The sequence below is a fragment of the Bacillus cereus group sp. BfR-BA-01331 genome, from assembly GCF_022663915.1.
Taxonomy (GTDB): domain Bacteria; phylum Bacillota; class Bacilli; order Bacillales; family Bacillaceae_G; genus Bacillus_A; species Bacillus_A mycoides.
Genome location: NZ_JAKUGJ010000008.1, coordinates 112,566 through 130,519, shown reverse-complemented (window position 1 = coordinate 130,519; position 17,954 = coordinate 112,566). Strand labels below are relative to the sequence as shown.

Here is a 17,954-nt window from a genome sequence, read left to right as displayed (position 1 = left end):
GTGTGGGGAAGTATATTATCTATGGATTGATTTTCCTCATTTGTTCAATTTATCTTTGTTTGTCTATGAAAATCATTTATTATAATAAATGGTATTCTTTTGAAGGGGTGTTGAAGTGGAAGAGAGTTTTCTATCAGCTAAAGAAGAAAAGAAAAACGCTAAGATTTTCTTATGGGTAATACATGTTATTTTAATTGTATACGAGGTTGCATACGCGATTATATTAGAAGATACAATGCCTTTAGGAAATTGGCATAAAGGGATATGGAAGCTTGCATATATTATGGCTATATTAGGTATTAGTGTTTACTTATTTGAGAGAGAAAAAGCATATTTAGTTAAATATACATATTTATTTGCATACATGATCGCAGAGACTTTTAATATTGGATGGTATGCTTTTCATAATACAATAGCATTTGATGAAGGGAATGTAATTGAATATATTTTCATTTTCTTCGTACCGATCTTTTTGAGTAAAAGATATTTATTTGTCCTAGCGCCATTCCTTATAGGGAAATATATGATATACCTATTTGTATTTGGAGAACTTAACCTGTTTATGTCTCTTGTTATAAATATGGTGTTACTTTTCGTGTCATTTATTATTTTAAATCGATTTTTACAATATCTTTCAGCAGTAAAGGGACGTATTGCAGAGGCAAGTCAGTCACAAAAATTGGCGGTTATCGGAAAAATGGCAGCGACAGTCGGACATGAAATTAAAAACCCACTTGCTTCATTAAAAGGGTTTACGCAATTACAAAAAGAGAAACACGAAAAAGATGCAACATATGAACAAATGATTCTTGAAATCGAAAATATGAATAATATGATTAGTGAATTAATGGAGGTTGCTACATGTAAACCTTCTGTTTATGAAAAACACATTGTAAGTGATGTTTTAGTACAAGCGGTAGAAAACATGCGCGGAAAAATGAACGAGTTAAATATAAATTGCACCTTTAATGAAGAGCAAAATAGAAGTGAAATTGAATGTGATAAACGCAAATTAAAAGGAGTATTTTTGTATGTTATTAAAAATGCTTTAGAGGCAATGGAACATGGCGGAACATTAAAAATACAAGTTGAAAATAAAAAAAGAGATTATGTAATAGTAAGTATAGTAGATAGTGGTTTTGGGATAAAAAAGGATAATTTAGGACGAGTTAAGGATGCTTTTTATACAACGAAGCAAGATAGAATTGGATTAGGTCTTACGGTAGTAGAGCGAATTGTGACAGAGCATCTTGGAGAATTACACATTTCTAGTGAAGTAAAGAAAGGAACGAGAGTAGAAATACTGCTCCCGAAAAAATGTGAGCGCAATGTGACACAAGATTAAGAGGTGTTGTTAAAGGAGTTATCATATGGAAAAAGGCAATATATTTGAAAAAGAAGAGATAAAGGCATTAATAATATTTTTAAGCTTATTCTTCGTTATATTTTTTGCGTATGATTTTGCTGAAAAAGCTATTGTCCTTTTATCAGATAAAAATCAAAAACTAGCAGATGCTTTTGGAGAAGGATTGGGTTTATGGCTATATAGTTTGATGGTTGGATTATTCTTTATAGGACTTTATTTTATGAAATGGAAAAATCCGTATATTGTGAAGTATATTATTTTAATTGGCTATAATATATTGGATTTTATTAATAACTTCATTATTTATTACGGAAGTGATGCGGAATTTGATGGCGGGAATATAGTAGAAGGATTCTTTATTTTATTTGCACCGATATTTGTGAATAAGAGGTACTTTTGGTTAGTTGCCGGAACTATTGTTGGGAAATATGCACTTATGGGATTCGTTGTTCAATCCTTTATCGTTCTTATCCCAATAGCATTATATAGCGTGTTTGTTATTATATGTTGGATTATATTTTTAAGATTCCAATCTTACGTTCGTACACTTGAAATGATGGATAAAGAAATACGAAATGTAGAAAAATTAGCAATGGTTGGGAAAATGGCGACAGTAATTGGCGATAAGATTAGAAGACCGTTAGAAAAATTGAAAAAACTTGTGAATAAGCAAGCGAAAAAATATCCAGAAGATAAAATTTATAGTGAAATTATGAGACAGGAAGTAGAGCGAATTCATACAATTGCTACAGAACTAAATGGGTTTGAGAAATCTAAATCGGTAGAATCTGAAACGCATAATATTAAAGAAATCATCTCTTATGTTATCAGGGTTATGGAAAAGCCAGCTTTAGAACAAGGGATAAAAATGCATGCTATTTATAGTAAAGATATACCTTCAATTACATGTGATGAAAAACGATTGAAACAAGTATTTTTTAATTTAATAAAAAATGCGATTGAAGCAATGTCAGTTGGCGGAACTATTACTGTAAAAGTTATAGTGGAAGATGTGATCATTGTTCAAATTATAGATGAGGGATGCGGCATTCCGAAAGATAAAATTCCGAAGCTAAATGAAGCCTTTTACACAACGAAAGAAACTGGAACAGGCTTAGGATTAGTAGTTACGGAAAAAATTATTAAAGATCACCACGGTAAATTGAACTTTGAAAGTGAAGTTGGAGTTGGAACGACTGTTGAGATTATGTTGCCGATTTAATGATAGTGTAAGAGATAAATAGAAAACATCACTTAATCAAAAGTGATGTTTTTTAATTTATCTTGCGTTAAGATCCAATTGGTTCAACCAATAATCAGTAGGGAAGGGATCCCCCTACTGATTAAAGCTTTTTCTATAGAGTACAGTTTAAATAGAGGTAATTAGAAAAATAGAGTATATAGCACTGTCAGTAATCCCAGGGCTAATATAAAGGCATAATGCGTCTCCTCTTGAAACCGGATTTCCAGTTGTTGTACTAGTCCAAATAACAGTGGCAGGTCCTGGTAAAGGGGTAGGGTCATACACTTGAACTAGCTGTGATCCAACGTCTGAAGGAGTAATAGTAAATGTGATTGTTCCAGTGATTTTAGCCGTAGTGGTAAAAGTAATAGTAGATATAACGTGATCAGAGGTAGGGGCGGAAAGGTTTGTTGGGACATTAGTGCAGATTTGAATTGTATAAACTTCTATAGGTAAATTATTTACATTTATAGATGCAGAAAAACCAGCTATATTTCCAGATCCAGCAATTACATAAGGAATAATATTGGAATCAACTGCTGGAGCACCTGCTATACGTTGAAACTCAGCGTTAGTTCCTTGGAAAAGGATGCTTTTTGCTGAACTGCTACCGGTGTGCCCGGTGATTCCGGTAGGTCCAGTAATACCAGTGGGTCCAATGCTGCCAGTAGGCCCGGTGTTTCCGGTAGACCCAGTAGGACCAGTAGGACCAGTAGAACCAGTAGAACCAGTAGAACCAGTAGAACCAGTAGAACCAGTAGAACCAGTAGAACCAGTAGAACCAGTAGAACCAGTAGAACCAGTAGAGCCAGTAGCCCCGGTAGAGCCAGTAGCCCCGGTAGGTCCGGTAGCCCCGGTAGACCCAGTAGCCCCGGTAGAGCCAGTAGCCCCGGTAGGACCAGTAGATCCGGTAGGACCACCTTCTACCAATAAGATATAATCTTGAGACACATTCGGAAATCCTTGAGGTGCATCTTTTTTTACAACATAGCCGCTACTCGTGTAAGTGACAACTTGTCCCGTTTTATAGTTAGGAGCGGCTGCTAGACTAAAAGCGGTAGTACTTTGCAAACCGGACCCGGCATTGCCAGTAGGTCCAGTAGCACCAGTAGCACCAGTGGGTCCAGTAGCGCCAGTAGGTCCAGTACTGCCGATAGAACCGCTGTTGCGTCTACCGTCACAACTAAAGCAATTGCGTTGGTACATATATTATCTCCTTTCTATATTTTTGAAAATATAGTTTTAAAAGTAGAACTACTATATATATATTGTAGATTCTATATTTTTGTGTGGTCGATCGTATTGTGTATATAGATTTTAAAAATAGGGGAGGTGTTATTAGTTTTATAACCACCAGGTCTCCTGCGGAATCAAAGTAACATCTACATCAAAATTCTCTTTAAACCAATCATACATCAATGTCTCTTTCACTAAATATTCAGAGGCAGAGTGTGACACACCGATGAGTGACATATTTGTTTCTTTCGCATAATCCATAATGAGTGAGTATTTATGCCTACCATAATCATTGTCGATATGGCAATGGATTTCTCCTGTAATAAATGATTAAGTTATTGTTCTATTTCTTTTAAGGCTCGCATATTTGGTAATCCTCCTTAAGATAGTTCTTACTTTGTTAGTTGTTTTTGTTTTTTTATGGAAAAATAAGAAGCGGATAGGAAACAAATAAAACCTAGAATCCAGCCAATAGAAGGAGAATAGGGAAGTATATGTTGTAATATCATTCCGCTAGAAATAAAAAAGCTACCTAATAGACATAAGAAAATGAGATATCGCTGTAGTTTGAACATCAGTGATACAACCTCCTTTATCACGCAGTAACTGCCCGTAAAATCCTGATTGGCGAGGGCTAATAATCAGAGGGGGATGGATACCTCCCTGATTAAAGTTTCACTTTATCACATATATTTTATAGTAGTCTTAATTTTCTGCATATAAGATTCAAGAAAAATGGTGGTACAATATATAAATGATACGAGAAGAGAGGATGTAGGTTAACACATGTACGTTACTGTAACAGAAGCAGCATATAAAAAGATTATGGATACGATTCCAAGTGAAACGAAATATATAAAGTTATTTTATGATAATGAAGGTTGCGGTTGTGTTATGAGCGGGATTATTGATTTAGTAGCCGTTTCAGAGAAAGATGAGCGCGATGTAGATATCGAATCAAGCGTACTAAACTTTATTGCAGATCGCACAAAGCTTGTATTTATGGATGATAAATTAACAGTTGATTGGCATGAAGTTGGAGGGACTTTCCAGCTGAAGAGCCCAAGCCAGTTTTATAATCCGAATATGAAGTTACATGTTCGAGTATAATGAAGAGAGAAGGAGTATATAATATGCTCCTTTTTCTTATGGATTTTTTCACATAATGAAATGTACATATAGTTGAATTTTCTGTATAATTCTCTTTGCGGAGGGGGTTGCGCATGAAAAGATGGGGAATTGAGTTATTAATTTTAAGTGTCGTTATTATTTGGGGGATTAACTATACGATTGCGAAATATGGACTTTTAGAATTTACAGCAATTGAGTTTACTGCAGTTCGAATGATGACAGCAGCACCACTACTGTTATTACTTACGTTCTTTATCGAAAAGTCACTTTATATGGAGCGAAAAGATATACCAAGATTAATCATCGTTAGCGTTGTAGGTATTGTACTGTATCAAACGTTATTTATGGAAACTGTAAAATACACATCCGCTACAAATGCTTCTTTACTCATATCTATTTCACCTATTTTTACAACTTTATTTGCGATTTTCTTGAAACAAGAAAAATTCTCCTCTCGAAAGTTAGTTGGTTCCATGATTGCCTTTATTGGTGCTACATTAGTTTTAGTAGCGGGGCATTCACTCGCTAGTTCTTTCTACGGAAATGGGATTGGACTTATTACATCAATATGTTGGGGACTTTATCCCGTTTTAGCAGGGCCGCTTATTAAAAAATACTCAGCATTACGTGTTACTGCATGGTCGACATTAGTTGGAGCGATTCCGCTTTTATTGTTAAGTGGTCCACATGTATTTGTCATGCCATTTCACATTACACACGGAATGACACTATTTGCTTTACTATATTCTGTTTTCTTTGTAACAGTATTCGGTTTAGTCATGTGGTATGTTGGTGTTCAAAAAATTGGTGCGTCACATACGATGGTATATATGTATATTACGCCGCTTGTAGCTGTTTTATTTGCAGCTGTATGGGCAAATGAATATGTATCGTTTCAACAAATAATCGGTGGAATCATCATTTTCTTCGGTTTATGGTTTGTGAAATCTGAGAAAGTAGAAGCTAATTCTATCGTGCAAGAACCTATATCAAAATAGGAAAACAGATCACCTATGATCTGCTTTCCTATTTTTTTATTTTTGGTAAAAATACGAGGAATAAAATGGCAGTAATAAGTGGGATTAAATTAAGAAAAGGAATACGGAAGAGTGTAATAAGAATAATACCTGGAAGAAGAACACCGAGGACAGCATAGAAAATACTATGTTTTTTCATGTACCAATATAATGAAAGTCCAATAAGTGCAGGAACAATGAGATGAATGAGAGCCATTAAAAAATAAATCATTAGACGCCCCCTTTATTTATGTGCTTATTACATCATATCCGTATGTTCATAGATTGATATCAATTTTTTCATAATTGGACGAAAATGTTTTGAAAAACGTCACATTTATGAGGGATTCTATATTAGAAATCTTGTATAATATTATTTCCTAAAAGCATTTTAAAAACATAAACATACTGTTTATGTTTTTAAAATTTGAGTGAAATGAATTTTTAGTAGTATGGACTCGGAAGAAATGAGTTATATAGCTTTGGTTAGATAGATAAAAACTATTGAAGGGGAGTACAATATGATTAGTATGTCATTAAGGTCGTTTAAAATTCAATCGTATTATCTACTAGGTATTCTGTTATTAGGCTGGATGTTAACACCGTTTTCAGCACATTTTCTAGGTGCAGGAATTGGACTTATTGTAAGCATGTATTGTGTTTGGATTTTAGGAAGGCGTATCGAAAAGCTTGGAGATAGTATAGTAAAGAAGACGAAAGCGCCGACGCTTGGTATGTTTAATCGCTTTGCAGCTGCAATTTTGGGTGCTATTATTATGTACGAAATTGAGCATCATATGGTAATGTGGGCATTTGCAGTAGGTATTCTGGGTGGTTATTTCTTAATCGTTATTAATTTAGGTTATTATAGTATGAAGGATGAAGAAGAATTAACAAAGGGTTAAAAGAGCTAAAAGAGCCTCTTTTTAGATGGAATAGAGGATCCAGCGACGGATAGAAGCGGTTAGGGCCTTTTTTAGCCACATGCGGTGTGAAACCAGAAGGAGCAAGTGAGCGAGAGATCTCTTTATATTTTCAAAGCCTTGATTTGTATGTGTGAAAATCCGAGTATATCAATTGAAAATTAGGTTTGGAGTTTTTTTAGATGGAACAGAGGATCTGGCGATGGATAGAAGCGGTCAGATCCTTTTTTAGTCCCATGCGGTGTGAAACCAGAAGGATGTAGTGAGTGGGGAAATAGTTTGTGTGTTCGAAGCCATGGTTTGTATGTATGTAAATTGAAAATTGGGCTTGGGAAGTTTTAAGTTGGAACAGAGGATCCAGCGGTGGATAGAAGCGGTTAGGGCCTTTTTTGTTTCCATGCGGTGTGAAACCAGAAGGATGTAGTGAGTGGGATAATAGTTTATATGTTCGAAGCCGTGATTTGTATAAATGAAAATCTGGTTACTTAAATTGAAAATTGGCTTACTCTGGAATAAGGGATCCGGCGGTGGATAGTACAACAGGAAGCGTAACTTTGTATAAAATATAGGTTTCCACTTCCAATAAGTTAATATGAAATCACTTAGTAGTATGACTCTTAGGTTCTTTAAAAAAGTTGGATACAATACAACAAACTATTCCGGTAATTAGAATAATGTATTTTATCGTTTCACTTGTATGCTCAAATAAATTAACGTTAAGCATCACAAGTCCCCAAAACATTTGAATCGCTCCATAACTGAATAAAACTTTTCCTGTACGAGAAAAATTTTTCATGGGCCTCACCCTTTCCTTTATATGTAAAATATAACATAGGAAACTACAAATGAATGATTATAAAATGAATTTTCTGTAAATTTATGAGTGTTGATATGCAATAGATGAAGAGATTAAAGTTTCACTTTATATAAGATATAGAAAGAAGCTTACGTTTTTAACGTAAGCTTCTTTTTTATGTAAGTGTGTGTAACCGTTAAGCCGCAGTGGGTTTTGTCGGTGAGTACGCGGAACTTTACGGTTACACGACACTTATTCATATGAGTAAAAGGGTTATTTCAACAGAAAATTTGTAATTAAGCGATTGGACCGCCTAAGTTAATAATATTTTCAGAAACGCTATCGAATTTTTTGAAGTTTTCTTTAAATTCGTTTGCAAGCTCAATTGCTTTCGCTTTGTAAGCATCTTTATCAGCCCAAGTTTGTTCAGGCATTAATACTTCATCAGGTACACCTGGAACATGACGAGGTACTTCAAGGCCAAAGATGTCGTGTTTTGCAGTTTCAGCTTTAGCAAGTTCACCGCTTAGTGCTGCTTGAATCATTGCACGAGTGTAACCTAAGTTCATACGTTTACCAACGCCGTATTCGCCACCAGTCCAGCCAGTGTTTACTAAGAATACTTTCGCATCATGTTTCTCGATTTTTTCACCAAGCATTTCAGCATAACGAGATGCATCAAGCGGTAAGAACGGTGAACCGAAGCAAGTAGAGAATGTAGCTTGCGGAGATGTAACACCGCGCTCTGTTCCTGCTAGCTTACTAGTGTAACCGCTTAAGAAATGGTACATAGCTTGCTCTTTTGATAACTTACTGATTGGAGGCAATACGCCAGATGCATCAGCAGTTAAGAAAATAATTGTATTTGGATGTCCTGCAACACTTGGCAGTACGATATTGTCAATCGCATGCATAGGGTATGCAGCACGTGTATTTTCTGTTAAAGTAGTATCGTTATAGTCAGCGATGCGTGTTTGACCATCAATGACAACGTTTTCTAAAACTGAACCAAATTTGATTGCATCGAAGATTTGTGGTTCTTTCTCATGAGAAAGGTTTACACATTTTGCATAGCAACCGCCTTCAATATTGAATACGCCGTTATCAGACCAACCGTGCTCATCGTCACCGATTAATTTACGGTTTGGATCAGCAGATAATGTTGTTTTGCCTGTTCCAGATAAACCGAAGAATAGTGCTACGTCGCCTTCTTCGCCTACGTTTGAAGAGCAGTGCATAGAAAGAATGTCTTGTTCAGGTAGTAAGAAGTTCATAATAGAGAAGATTGATTTTTTCATTTCTCCAGCATATTCTGTACCACCGATTAGTACGATACGTTTTTCGAATGAAACCATAATGAATGCTTCAGAATTTGTACCGTCAATTGCTGGATCTGCTTTGAAGTTTGGTGCAGAAACAATTGTGAACTCTGATTCGTGAGTTGCTAATTCTTCTTCATTTGGACGAATAAACAATTGATGTACGAACAAATTATGCCATGCATATTCGTTAACAACTTGAATTGGTAGGCGATAGTTGCGATCAGCGCCAGCAAATCCTTTGAAGATGAATAACTCTTCTTTTTCTTTTAAGTATTCTAAAACTTTTATATATAATTTATTAAAATGTTCTTCAGAGATCGGTTGGTTCACGGCTCCCCAAGCAATTTTGTCAGCAACCGATGCTTCCTTCACAATAAATTTATCTTTAGGAGAACGTCCTGTGTATTTTCCTGTTGAAGCAGAAACGGCACCAGTAGAAGTTAATTTCCCTTCGTTTCGCATTAATACTTTTTCCACTAATTGCGGAACACTTAATTGAATCTGTGCATTGCTTCCGTTCAATAATTCATGTAAACCAATTTGGACATTCACAGTACTCATATTTATATACCATCCTTTTCATTTAATGAAATATTTCTCGTAATCCCCATCAATAGTATAACACAATTATATAAATAATGTATACTATTTATTTATTTTTGTTTGTGTGAATGTATCATTTCCCTATTAATATTTCATTCTATGGGTATTGAGAAAAACTTTCAGGAAAATGTGAATATTAATTGACAAATGAATATCATTTCTTTAGTATAGGTTGGGACGGATACTCTCTTATCCCGAGCTGGCGGAGGGACAGGCCCGATGAAGCCCAGCAACCTCACTTGTAGTGGTAAATACAGGTGAATAGGTGCTAAAACCTGTGCGAGGCTAACGGTCTCGAACGATAAGAGCAAAGGGCAAAAAGCAGTATGCAAGTAGCAAATTAAACCTTTCCTCTATGTTAAGTAGGAAAGGTTTTTCTGTATGCTTGTGTGGGAGAATAAATGTATGTCGCAGTTTGTGGCAAATTAAGGATGAGTTCCGTACAATATATACAATTACTGTAGGGAGGTTTACCACATGACAAAAAAACGTCATCTGTTCACATCTGAGTCTGTAACTGAAGGACATCCAGATAAAATTTGTGACCAAATTTCTGATTCAATTTTAGATGCGATCTTAGCAAAGGACGCAAATGCACGTGTAGCTTGTGAAACAACTGTAACAACTGGTTTAGTATTGGTAGCGGGGGAAATTACGACTTCTACTTACGTAGATATTCCAAAAATCGTTCGTGAAACAATTCAAGGCATTGGTTACACACGCGCAAAATACGGATTCGATGCAGAAACTTGTGCAGTTTTAACATCTATCGATGAGCAATCTGCTGACATCGCTATGGGTGTTGACCAAGCACTAGAAGCACGCGAAGGTCTAATGACTGACGCTGAGATTGAGGCAATTGGTGCGGGAGACCAAGGTTTAATGTTTGGCTTCGCATGTAATGAAACACAAGAATTAATGCCACTTCCAATCTCGCTTGCTCACAAATTAGCTCGCCGTTTAACTGAAGTACGTAAAGATGACACATTATCATACTTACGTCCGGATGGAAAAACGCAAGTTACAGTTGAGTATGATGAAAATGGTAAACCTGTACGTGTAGATACAATCGTAATTTCTACACAGCATCATCCAGATGTTACGTGGGAAGAAATCGATCGCGATTTAAAAGAGCATGTAATTAAAGCTGTAGTTCCAGCAGAATTAATGGATGGAGAAACGAAATTCTTCATTAACCCAACTGGCCGCTTCGTAATTGGTGGACCACAAGGTGATGCTGGTTTAACAGGACGTAAAATTATCGTTGATACTTACGGTGGATACGCTCGCCATGGCGGTGGTGCATTCTCTGGTAAAGATGCAACAAAAGTTGACCGCTCTGCAGCATATGCAGCTCGTTATGTTGCGAAAAATATCGTAGCAGCTGGTCTTGCTGACAAAGCAGAAGTACAACTTGCATACGCAATCGGCGTAGCGCAACCAGTATCAATTTCAGTTGATACATTTGGCACTGGTAAAGCATCTGAAGACGTACTAGTAGAACTAGTTCGTAACAACTTCGATCTTCGCCCAGCTGGTATTATTAAAATGCTAGACTTACGTCGCCCAATTTACAAACAAACAGCAGCTTACGGCCACTTCGGACGTACTGATGTAGATCTTACATGGGAACGTACAGACAAAGCAGCTACTTTAAAAGAGCAAGCTGGTCTATAATATATGAAAAAAAAGCTTTGCGCGTGTCGCAAAGCTTTTTTTATTTGGTTTTATCCCGCATTAACGGGCAGTAAGCCTCCCACCTCAAAATTCGGCTGTAAAGCAAAAAAGTTAGGTAGGAGGCTAACTGCTCGTAAAAGCCCGATTGGTTCAACTAATAATCAGTGGGGAAGAACAAAATCCCCACTGATTAAAGTTTCACTTTATTTACTACTTGAATGCAAGAACTACAATAAACTTCCCCGTCTAGCTCAATATACTTCTTCATATTTGTCATACCACTTGCCGGAAATGGCATATGAATCCACGCTTTTTCATACGTTTGTATTTCCTTTTCACATGATTTACAAAGGATTGGTTTCTTACGGAACATAGACGGTCACCCTTTCAGTTGGCGTGCTTTTCCTGCGCAAAAAGCACTGCTCAGTAAAAATAGCGTTGCGAATAGAATACTCACTAATGTAGCGTATGGAATCGCGCCTTTTAAGGAAAAGCCGACAGTGATGGAAGCAACAAATAAGAGAATGAATGTTGTTGTTAATTTTTTGTATAGTTCCATAGTGAGTGAACCTCCAAATTATTTTGTAATTTAAAATGAAATCTACTATGTAGAAAATATAAGGGGATTTAAAGAGTTAATGGTGTGTAGTCCAGGCGTATAAGAAAGTATATTTTCCTTTTTGTGGTCGTATATACTTATATTGTATCACGGTGCATCATTGGCTTCATACATAATTGTGTAAAGATATGTATGATAAAATGAAGAAAAGTCTTTAGGAAAGGAAAGATGAAAAATGAGTGTAACTGAACATAAAAAACAAGCTCCAAAAGAAGTGCGTTGCAAGATCGTGACGATTTCCGATACACGTACGGAAGAGACGGATAAGAGCGGACAACTATTACATGAATTATTAATAGAAGCAGGACATAAAGTGACCTCTTATGAAATTGTGAAAGATGATAAAGAGAGTATTCAGCAGGCTGTGTTAGCTGGTTATCATAGGGAAGATGTTGATGTCGTGTTAACGAATGGCGGAACTGGTATTACGAAACGTGATGTAACGATTGAGGCAGTATCAGTGTTATTAGATAAAGAAATTGTTGGATTTGGTGAGTTGTTCCGTATGATTAGTTATTTAGAAGATATCGGAAGCGCTGCGATGTTAAGTCGAGCAATTGGCGGTACTATTGGAAGGAAAGTTGTCTTTTCGATGCCAGGATCTAGCGGAGCAGTTCGCCTTGCAATGAATAAATTAATTTTACCGGAATTAGGTCATATTACATTTGAGCTACATCGCCAATGAAAATTGCAGGAATTGTATTAGCCGGCGGACAGTCTAGTCGTTTTGGAGAACCGAAAGCATTAGTGATTTGGAAGGGAACTACTTTTGTTGAGCATATTGTGAAAGTGATGACAAGTAATTTGCAAGAAGTTGTAGTCATTAGTCATTCTGATATAAAAGAGCGAGTAGAGAAACTCGTACAAGTTCCTGTTATAGAAGATATTCCGCATTATAAAGGAAATGGACCACTTGCTGGAATTGTATCAGGAATGGAATATGTAGAAGCAGATTGGTACGCTATTATGCCTTGCGATGCGCCAAATGTTTCGCATGAATGGTTTACCATTTTACTAGAGCAAACGAGTAATGAATATGATGCAGTTGTCCCTATTATTAATGGAAGGAAACAACCGTTACTTGCAGCGTATAATAACCGTGTGAAAGAAAAGATTTATGCTTTGCTTCAGGAAGAAAAAAGAAGTATGGGCCAGCTTTTATCACAATGTAATGTGAAATATATTGCTGGTGAAGATGTACAAGCGAATGTGGATTGGTTTATAAATGTGAATACGAAAGAAGAATATGCACAGGCTCAAAAAGACCTTTCAAATGAATGAAAGGTTTTTTTGATATACAGAAATTGGGGAACAATTACTGTATAAAGGTATGTGAGTAAGTTGATTTTAAGGGGAATTTCTTAAAATCATCATACAGTAAAAATACTGTATAACCATATATTAATTTTTATGGGTTTTTATTACAAGTCTGTTTAGTTATGTATCTTTTTGTTATAATGAATATAGGAATAAAATGATATTTCACCTTATGTATCATTTATTAAACTAAAATTTATAACTGTGTAATAAACTCCCTTCGTTTTTTGGAAGGGAGTTTTTCTGTTTAAGCGAGTAATTCTGATGCAGTGTGCTGAAGGACTTCTTCATATTGGTCAAGTAAGCAACGAAAGATCTCATCCCAGCTTTTTGATTTAGCATAAGACGAAGCAGCTATACCCATTTGCATAAGTTGATCTTCATTTTGCAATAAAGAATTGATGGAGGATAGAAAGGAATCTGTATCTTTTGGTGGACAAAGAATTCCCGTTTTTCCATCTGTAATAATATTTTTAACCCCGCCACTATTTGCTCCGATGACAGGTGTACCGCATGCGAGTGACTCCAGTACGACGTTCCCAAATGTTTCAGTAGTAGATGGAAATACCATTAGATCGGAGGAAGCGTAGACTTCAGCTAAATCCGCGCCCTGTAAATATCCAGTAAAAGTCACATTTGTTTTTGGAACATTTTCATGCAGGTCCTTTGCGAGAGGACCATCTCCAGCGATGAGCCAATGAATATCGTCACGTTCTTTGTTTGTCGTTTGAATAAGTGTTTGAAGAGTATCGATATCTTTTTCAGGAGCAAGGCGCCCTACGTAGGAAAGAATATATTTCGCTGTAATATTATATTTTTTTCGGAATAGGTCTTTATTGTAAGTTGGATGAAAGAGAGTACAATCTACACCACGTCCCCAAATATAGAGCTGTTGAAATCCTTTTTTCTTTAATTGATGTAATGTTTCAGGAGAAGGAACAAAGTTTTTTTGCATATGACTATGAAACCACCTTAAATAGTTCCATAGCATATTGGAGAGAAATTCGATTTTGTAATAGCGTAAATAGGCGTCAAAATCAGTATGATAAGAACCGACAACTGGGATATTTAACTTTTTGGCATAATATAACCCACAAAGTCCCATATTGAAAGGCGTGGCGATGTGAATGATATCAGGTTTAAAGGCAAGAAGTTCCCGCTTAATGCGCGGAGTAGGAAAGGCAAAGCGACATTCTGGATATAATATTGTTAACGGGATACTTCTCATTTTGTTCACATTCGCTACGAAATTATCTTCTGCCGTATGCTGAGGGGCGAAAACAGAATAGGCGATGTTTTCTTTTTGAAAATATTTAGTTAAACGTTCCAAAGTTTTCGCCACACCGTTGACTTGTGGTGTAAATGTATCGGTAAATATGGCGACTCTCATCATATCGCTCCTTTACATGAGTGGAATGAGTTGATAAAAAGAGATGATGCCAGAGCAAGTGCCAAGGCACATGCCTACAAATACATCTGACGGATAATGAAGCCCTAAATAAATACGGGAAATACCGACGCATAATGCTAACGGTAATAGAAAAGCAAGTAAGTTTGGATTATAGCAAATAAATGGAATGAGGACAGAGAAAACAGCCGTTGTATGTCCGGATGGAAAAGAATGATCTTTTAATGGATGAACTGGATATTTCGCATCCTGAATTGTTAAATAAGGGCGTTTTCGTGGATACCATCTTTTTAATATTTGCACAGGAATATGGCTAATTGTCAAAGAAATAGCAGTTGCAATTGCAGCTTGATGCAAATTCCCTGTTGCGAAAATTAAAAAGAATAGGGTAAGTGCAATGGAAAAACTTGCACCACCGATATGGGTAATATTGCTGAAAAAGATGTTTAATGTTTTTTGATCAAAGTAGCGATTAATTCCTTTGAAGATGTAACATTCTATTTTATATAGTCCACTGACCTTCATGAGATTTTTCCTCCCTCATTTACATATATATGGAGTTATTAACTTCTATTTTAATAAGATTTTATTGAGGGGATAATAAGGTTTTGTAAAGAAAAAGTTAGATTTTTTCATAAAAAAAGCTGCCAGTCTTATGGCAGCGATAAAATCAATTTTGTAACGATTTATAATATTGTCCTTTTTCAACGTATTGTGTGCGGATACGTTCCATATCTTTACGGTCTTCTTCTGTTAATTCGCGAATGACCTTCGCAGGGCGCCCGAAAGCTAACGTATTAGGAGGGATTTTCTTTCCTTGTGAAACGAGACTACCAGCACCGATGAAAGCTCCTTCACCAATTTCAGCGCCATCTAATATGATAGATCCCATTCCGATTAAAGCATCTTTTTCAATTTTGCAGCTATGTAAAATAACTTGATGCCCAACGGTAACGTCATCTTCTAAAATAAGAGGATACTGGGGGCTTTGGTGAAGTGTACATTGATCTTGTACATTTACTCTATTTCCAATTATCGTTGGTGATACATCACCGCGGATGACTGTATTAAACCAAATGCTAGATTCTTCGCCAATTGTCACATCGCCTGTAATGGTAACATAGTCAGCGATAAAAGCACTACTCGCAATTTTCGGATTTTTTTCTTTGTAAGGATATATCATGTAAAGCCTTCCTTTCCTAGAGACTAGTTTTAGTGTATCAAATTATGAAAAAGAGTGAAATGGGGGAGTTTCGTATGTGGAACTATGAAGCGGAGGAAGCGAAAGCCGTCATTATTATCGTACATGGTGCCATGGAATATCATGGGCGTTATGAAGCAGTTGCAGAAATGTGGAATCATATCGGTTATCACGTCGTTATGGGCGATCTTCCAGCACACGGAACCACTTCAAGAAATAGAGGACATATCGACTCATTTGATGAATACATAAAGGAAATAAAGTTATGGGTGAAAGAAGCAAGGAAATATAGATTGCCTATTTTTTTATTTGGTCATAGTATGGGAGGACTTGTCGTTATTCGTATGATGCAAGAAACGAAAAGAGAGGACATAGATGGGATTGTACTAAGCTCACCTTGTTTAGGAGTATTAGCTGCACCTTCCGCTTCGCTTCGTGCTGCTTCAAAAATATTAAATGTCGTTGCTCCAAAATTGCAATTTGCAACAAATCTCACTGTAGAAATGTCAACTCGTAATCATGAAGTGAGGGATGCGATGGAGAATGATTCATTGTTCTTGCGTAAAGTATCAGTACGTTGGTATAGTGAATTGATTAAGTCTATCGAGATTGCTCATGAGAAAATAGATGATTTTCCAGATGTTCCGCTCTTGCTAATGCAGGCGTGTGAGGATAAACTTGTAGATAAAACACGTGTCCGTACATGGTTTGATAATGTTAAAATTAGTGATAAGGCATATAAGGAGTGGCCTAATTGTTATCATGAGTTATTAAATGAGTATGAGCGTGATGAAATTTTGAATTATATTCAGTCATTTACTGAAATACGTGTCAATAATATAGTAGAAACAAACAAATAAATTATTATTTGTACATTTAATAGAGGAGATGAAGGAAGAAGTGAACGTACCGAGTAATCCCATAACGCTCATGGCCAAAGTATACCGTGATGTGTTTCCGGTTGTACACCATGAGCTAGCGATGTGGAAAGAGCGTGCCTACCATATTCCGAATGACGAGCTTCATAGTCAAGCGATCGCAAGTATTGAAAATAAAACGTTTCATTGTGAAGGCGGTGGTATTTTAGCGCTACTAGCAAATGAACATCGTGAGGAATGTATTCGTTTTATCGTAGCTTATCAAACGATTAGCGACTATTTAGATAATTTATGTGATCGTAGTACATCACTTGACCCGAAAGACTTTGCGGCTCTTCATGAGTCGATGGTAATGGCATTAAGCCCTGAAGTTGAAGGGGGCGGTAACTATTATCGTTATCGTGATGATCAAGATGATGGTGGTTATTTAGATGAGCTTGTTGAAACATGTCAGGACGTTTTAAAGAAAACGAAGCATTATGATAAAATTGCTCCAATTCTTCATGAACTTGCTTGTTATTATTGTGATTTGCAAATTCATAAACACGTGAAGTTAGAAGAAAGAGAACCACGCTTAAAAACATGGTTTGAAGCGCATAAAGAAAATTTACCACCGATGAGTTGGTTTGAGTTTTCAGCATGTGCAGGTTCTACGCTTGGAATTTTCTGTCTTGTAGCATATGCATTTCATGATGAGTTACATGAAGAAGATATTGTGAAAATTAGACAAGGGTATTTTCCATACGTACAAGGACTTCACATTTTACTTGATTATTTCATCGATCAAGAAGAAGACCGTATCGGAGGAGATTTGAATTTCTGTAGTTATTATGAAAACGAGCAAGCTATATTAGATCGTATGAAACATTTTGTAGAAGAAGCAGAGAAGAGCATTGGTGATTTGCCTCATGCGAAGTTTCATCGTCTCATAAGCCGAGGATTACTTGGTATTTACTTATCAGACCAAAAAGTATCAGCGCAAAAGAATATGAACAAAATGGCACGGCGCATTGTAAAATACGGAGGGCTTACTTCACGATTCTTCTATTGGAACGGGAAGATGTACCGAAAGAAAATGGCGCAGTGATGAAGAGACCATCTCAAAAGGTATTTTGGGATGGTTTTTTCCTATTAATAGGTTGCTCCTATTATCGTATTTTGTAGTTAAGTCGATATAATTTCATGTGCTGTTGCAATTTTGCTCAATAATGAAAAAGG

General features: G+C 36.3%; 20 protein-coding genes, 1 pseudogene and 1 riboswitch. Of the genes and pseudogenes, 10 read left to right on the top strand and 11 right to left on the bottom strand.

Features of this window, described 5'->3' with window-relative positions; all coding sequences use genetic code 11:
* Positions 1 to 115 precede the first annotated feature (115 nt).
* Together MR155_RS16680 and MR155_RS16675 are read left to right on the top strand one after the other, a co-directional pair.
* Positions 116 to 1,345 carry an ATP-binding protein gene (locus MR155_RS16680; RefSeq protein WP_242310590.1) on the top strand — a complete coding sequence of 410 codons (1,230 nt, stop codon included), beginning with the start codon at positions 116 to 118 and terminating at the stop codon, positions 1,343 to 1,345.
* A 25-nt stretch (positions 1,346 to 1,370) separates the two neighbouring features.
* Complete coding sequence (locus MR155_RS16675) at positions 1,371 to 2,588, top strand: ATP-binding protein (protein ID WP_219301163.1); 1,218 nt, start codon at positions 1,371 to 1,373, stop codon at positions 2,586 to 2,588.
* Positions 2,589 to 2,735: 147 nt separating this feature from the next.
* Here MR155_RS16675 and MR155_RS32450 read toward each other — a convergent pair whose 3' ends face one another.
* The 3 genes and pseudogenes from MR155_RS32450 to MR155_RS16655 form a co-directional block, all read right to left on the bottom strand.
* Positions 2,736 to 3,815, bottom strand: coding sequence for a collagen-like protein (locus MR155_RS32450; RefSeq protein ID WP_472927176.1), 1,080 nt, complete (start codon positions 3,813 to 3,815; stop codon positions 2,736 to 2,738).
* Between the two features lie 138 nt (positions 3,816 to 3,953).
* Positions 3,954 to 4,175: pseudogene (locus tag MR155_RS16660) on the bottom strand (Nif3-like dinuclear metal center hexameric protein); the annotation flags it as partial.
* A 62-nt stretch (positions 4,176 to 4,237) separates the two neighbouring features.
* Positions 4,238 to 4,420 (bottom strand): hypothetical protein, encoded by a 183-nt coding sequence (locus MR155_RS16655; RefSeq protein ID WP_242310586.1) that lies wholly within the window; start codon positions 4,418 to 4,420, stop codon positions 4,238 to 4,240.
* Positions 4,421 to 4,631: 211 nt separating this feature from the next.
* Here MR155_RS16655 and MR155_RS16650 point away from each other — a divergent pair, with 211 nt between their 5' ends.
* Both MR155_RS16650 and MR155_RS16645 read left to right on the top strand, forming a co-directional pair.
* A complete protein-coding gene (locus MR155_RS16650) occupies positions 4,632 to 4,955 on the top strand; it encodes an iron-sulfur cluster biosynthesis family protein (RefSeq protein ID WP_002089124.1) in 324 nt (107 codons plus the stop codon).
* 113 nt (positions 4,956 to 5,068) lie between these two features.
* Positions 5,069 to 5,974, top strand: a complete 906-nt coding sequence (locus tag MR155_RS16645) for a DMT family transporter (RefSeq protein WP_002034445.1) — start codon at positions 5,069 to 5,071, stop codon at positions 5,972 to 5,974.
* A gap of 28 nt (positions 5,975 to 6,002) precedes the next feature.
* On the opposite strand, the gene MR155_RS16640 is transcribed toward MR155_RS16645, so the two are convergent.
* Positions 6,003 to 6,224, bottom strand: coding sequence for a hypothetical protein (locus MR155_RS16640; RefSeq protein ID WP_002015710.1), 222 nt, complete (start codon positions 6,222 to 6,224; stop codon positions 6,003 to 6,005).
* 289 nt (positions 6,225 to 6,513) lie between these two features.
* Here MR155_RS16640 and MR155_RS16635 point away from each other — a divergent pair, with 289 nt between their 5' ends.
* Positions 6,514 to 6,897, top strand: a complete 384-nt coding sequence (locus MR155_RS16635) for an ATP synthase subunit I (protein ID WP_002089121.1) — start codon at positions 6,514 to 6,516, stop codon at positions 6,895 to 6,897.
* 616 nt (positions 6,898 to 7,513) lie between these two features.
* Here the strand turns inward: MR155_RS16635 and MR155_RS16630 are convergent.
* Together MR155_RS16630 and pckA are read right to left on the bottom strand one after the other, a co-directional pair.
* The gene (locus MR155_RS16630) at positions 7,514 to 7,711 is read right to left on the bottom strand and encodes a hypothetical protein (protein WP_215600763.1); all 198 of its coding nucleotides are present in this window, start codon (positions 7,709 to 7,711) and stop codon (positions 7,514 to 7,516) included.
* A gap of 296 nt (positions 7,712 to 8,007) precedes the next feature.
* Positions 8,008 to 9,594 carry a phosphoenolpyruvate carboxykinase (ATP) gene (gene pckA / locus MR155_RS16625; RefSeq protein WP_242310584.1) on the bottom strand — a complete coding sequence of 529 codons (1,587 nt, stop codon included), beginning with the start codon at positions 9,592 to 9,594 and terminating at the stop codon, positions 8,008 to 8,010.
* Positions 9,595 to 9,822: 228 nt separating this feature from the next.
* A riboswitch (SAM riboswitch) is annotated at positions 9,823 to 9,944 on the top strand.
* Positions 9,945 to 10,113: 169 nt separating this feature from the next.
* On the opposite strand from pckA, the gene metK reads away from it, so the two are divergent.
* Complete coding sequence (gene metK / locus MR155_RS16620; RefSeq protein ID WP_242310582.1) at positions 10,114 to 11,313, top strand: methionine adenosyltransferase; 1,200 nt, start codon at positions 10,114 to 10,116, stop codon at positions 11,311 to 11,313.
* Between the two features lie 190 nt (positions 11,314 to 11,503).
* On the opposite strand, the gene MR155_RS16615 is transcribed toward metK, so the two are convergent.
* Positions 11,504 to 11,686 carry a hypothetical protein gene (locus tag MR155_RS16615; protein WP_002067721.1) on the bottom strand — a complete coding sequence of 61 codons (183 nt, stop codon included), beginning with the start codon at positions 11,684 to 11,686 and terminating at the stop codon, positions 11,504 to 11,506.
* 6 nt (positions 11,687 to 11,692) lie between these two features.
* Complete coding sequence (locus MR155_RS16610) at positions 11,693 to 11,872, bottom strand: hypothetical protein (protein ID WP_219301166.1); 180 nt, start codon at positions 11,870 to 11,872, stop codon at positions 11,693 to 11,695.
* Between the two features lie 235 nt (positions 11,873 to 12,107).
* Here MR155_RS16610 and MR155_RS16605 point away from each other — a divergent pair, with 235 nt between their 5' ends.
* Positions 12,108 to 12,617, top strand: a complete 510-nt coding sequence (locus MR155_RS16605) for a MogA/MoaB family molybdenum cofactor biosynthesis protein (protein ID WP_016092482.1) — start codon at positions 12,108 to 12,110, stop codon at positions 12,615 to 12,617.
* On the top strand, positions 12,614 to 13,213 hold the full coding sequence (locus tag MR155_RS16600; protein ID WP_242310580.1) for a molybdenum cofactor guanylyltransferase: 600 nt from the start codon (positions 12,614 to 12,616) through the stop codon (positions 13,211 to 13,213). The genes MR155_RS16605 and MR155_RS16600 overlap by 4 nt, the downstream gene beginning before the upstream one ends.
* 283 nt (positions 13,214 to 13,496) lie before the next feature.
* On the opposite strand, the gene MR155_RS16595 is transcribed toward MR155_RS16600, so the two are convergent.
* The 3 genes from MR155_RS16595 to MR155_RS16585 all read right to left on the bottom strand — a co-directional run bounded on the left by MR155_RS16595 (position 13,497) and on the right by MR155_RS16585 (position 15,840).
* Entirely contained in the window at positions 13,497 to 14,639 is a 1,143-nt protein-coding gene (locus MR155_RS16595) for a glycosyltransferase family 4 protein (RefSeq protein WP_242310578.1), read from the bottom strand.
* A 12-nt stretch (positions 14,640 to 14,651) separates the two neighbouring features.
* Entirely contained in the window at positions 14,652 to 15,182 is a 531-nt protein-coding gene (locus MR155_RS16590) for a phosphatase PAP2 family protein (protein WP_002034412.1), read from the bottom strand.
* A gap of 145 nt (positions 15,183 to 15,327) precedes the next feature.
* Positions 15,328 to 15,840 carry a gamma carbonic anhydrase gene (locus MR155_RS16585; protein ID WP_242310576.1) on the bottom strand — a complete coding sequence of 171 codons (513 nt, stop codon included), beginning with the start codon at positions 15,838 to 15,840 and terminating at the stop codon, positions 15,328 to 15,330.
* A 74-nt stretch (positions 15,841 to 15,914) separates the two neighbouring features.
* Between MR155_RS16585 and MR155_RS16580 the strand changes: the two genes are divergently transcribed.
* Positions 15,915 to 16,718, top strand: a complete 804-nt coding sequence (locus MR155_RS16580; protein ID WP_002089108.1) for an alpha/beta hydrolase — start codon at positions 15,915 to 15,917, stop codon at positions 16,716 to 16,718.
* Positions 16,719 to 16,758: 40 nt separating this feature from the next.
* Complete coding sequence (locus MR155_RS16575) at positions 16,759 to 17,823, top strand: tetraprenyl-beta-curcumene synthase family protein (protein WP_002138728.1); 1,065 nt, start codon at positions 16,759 to 16,761, stop codon at positions 17,821 to 17,823.
* Positions 17,824 to 17,954: the final 131 nt, after the last annotated feature.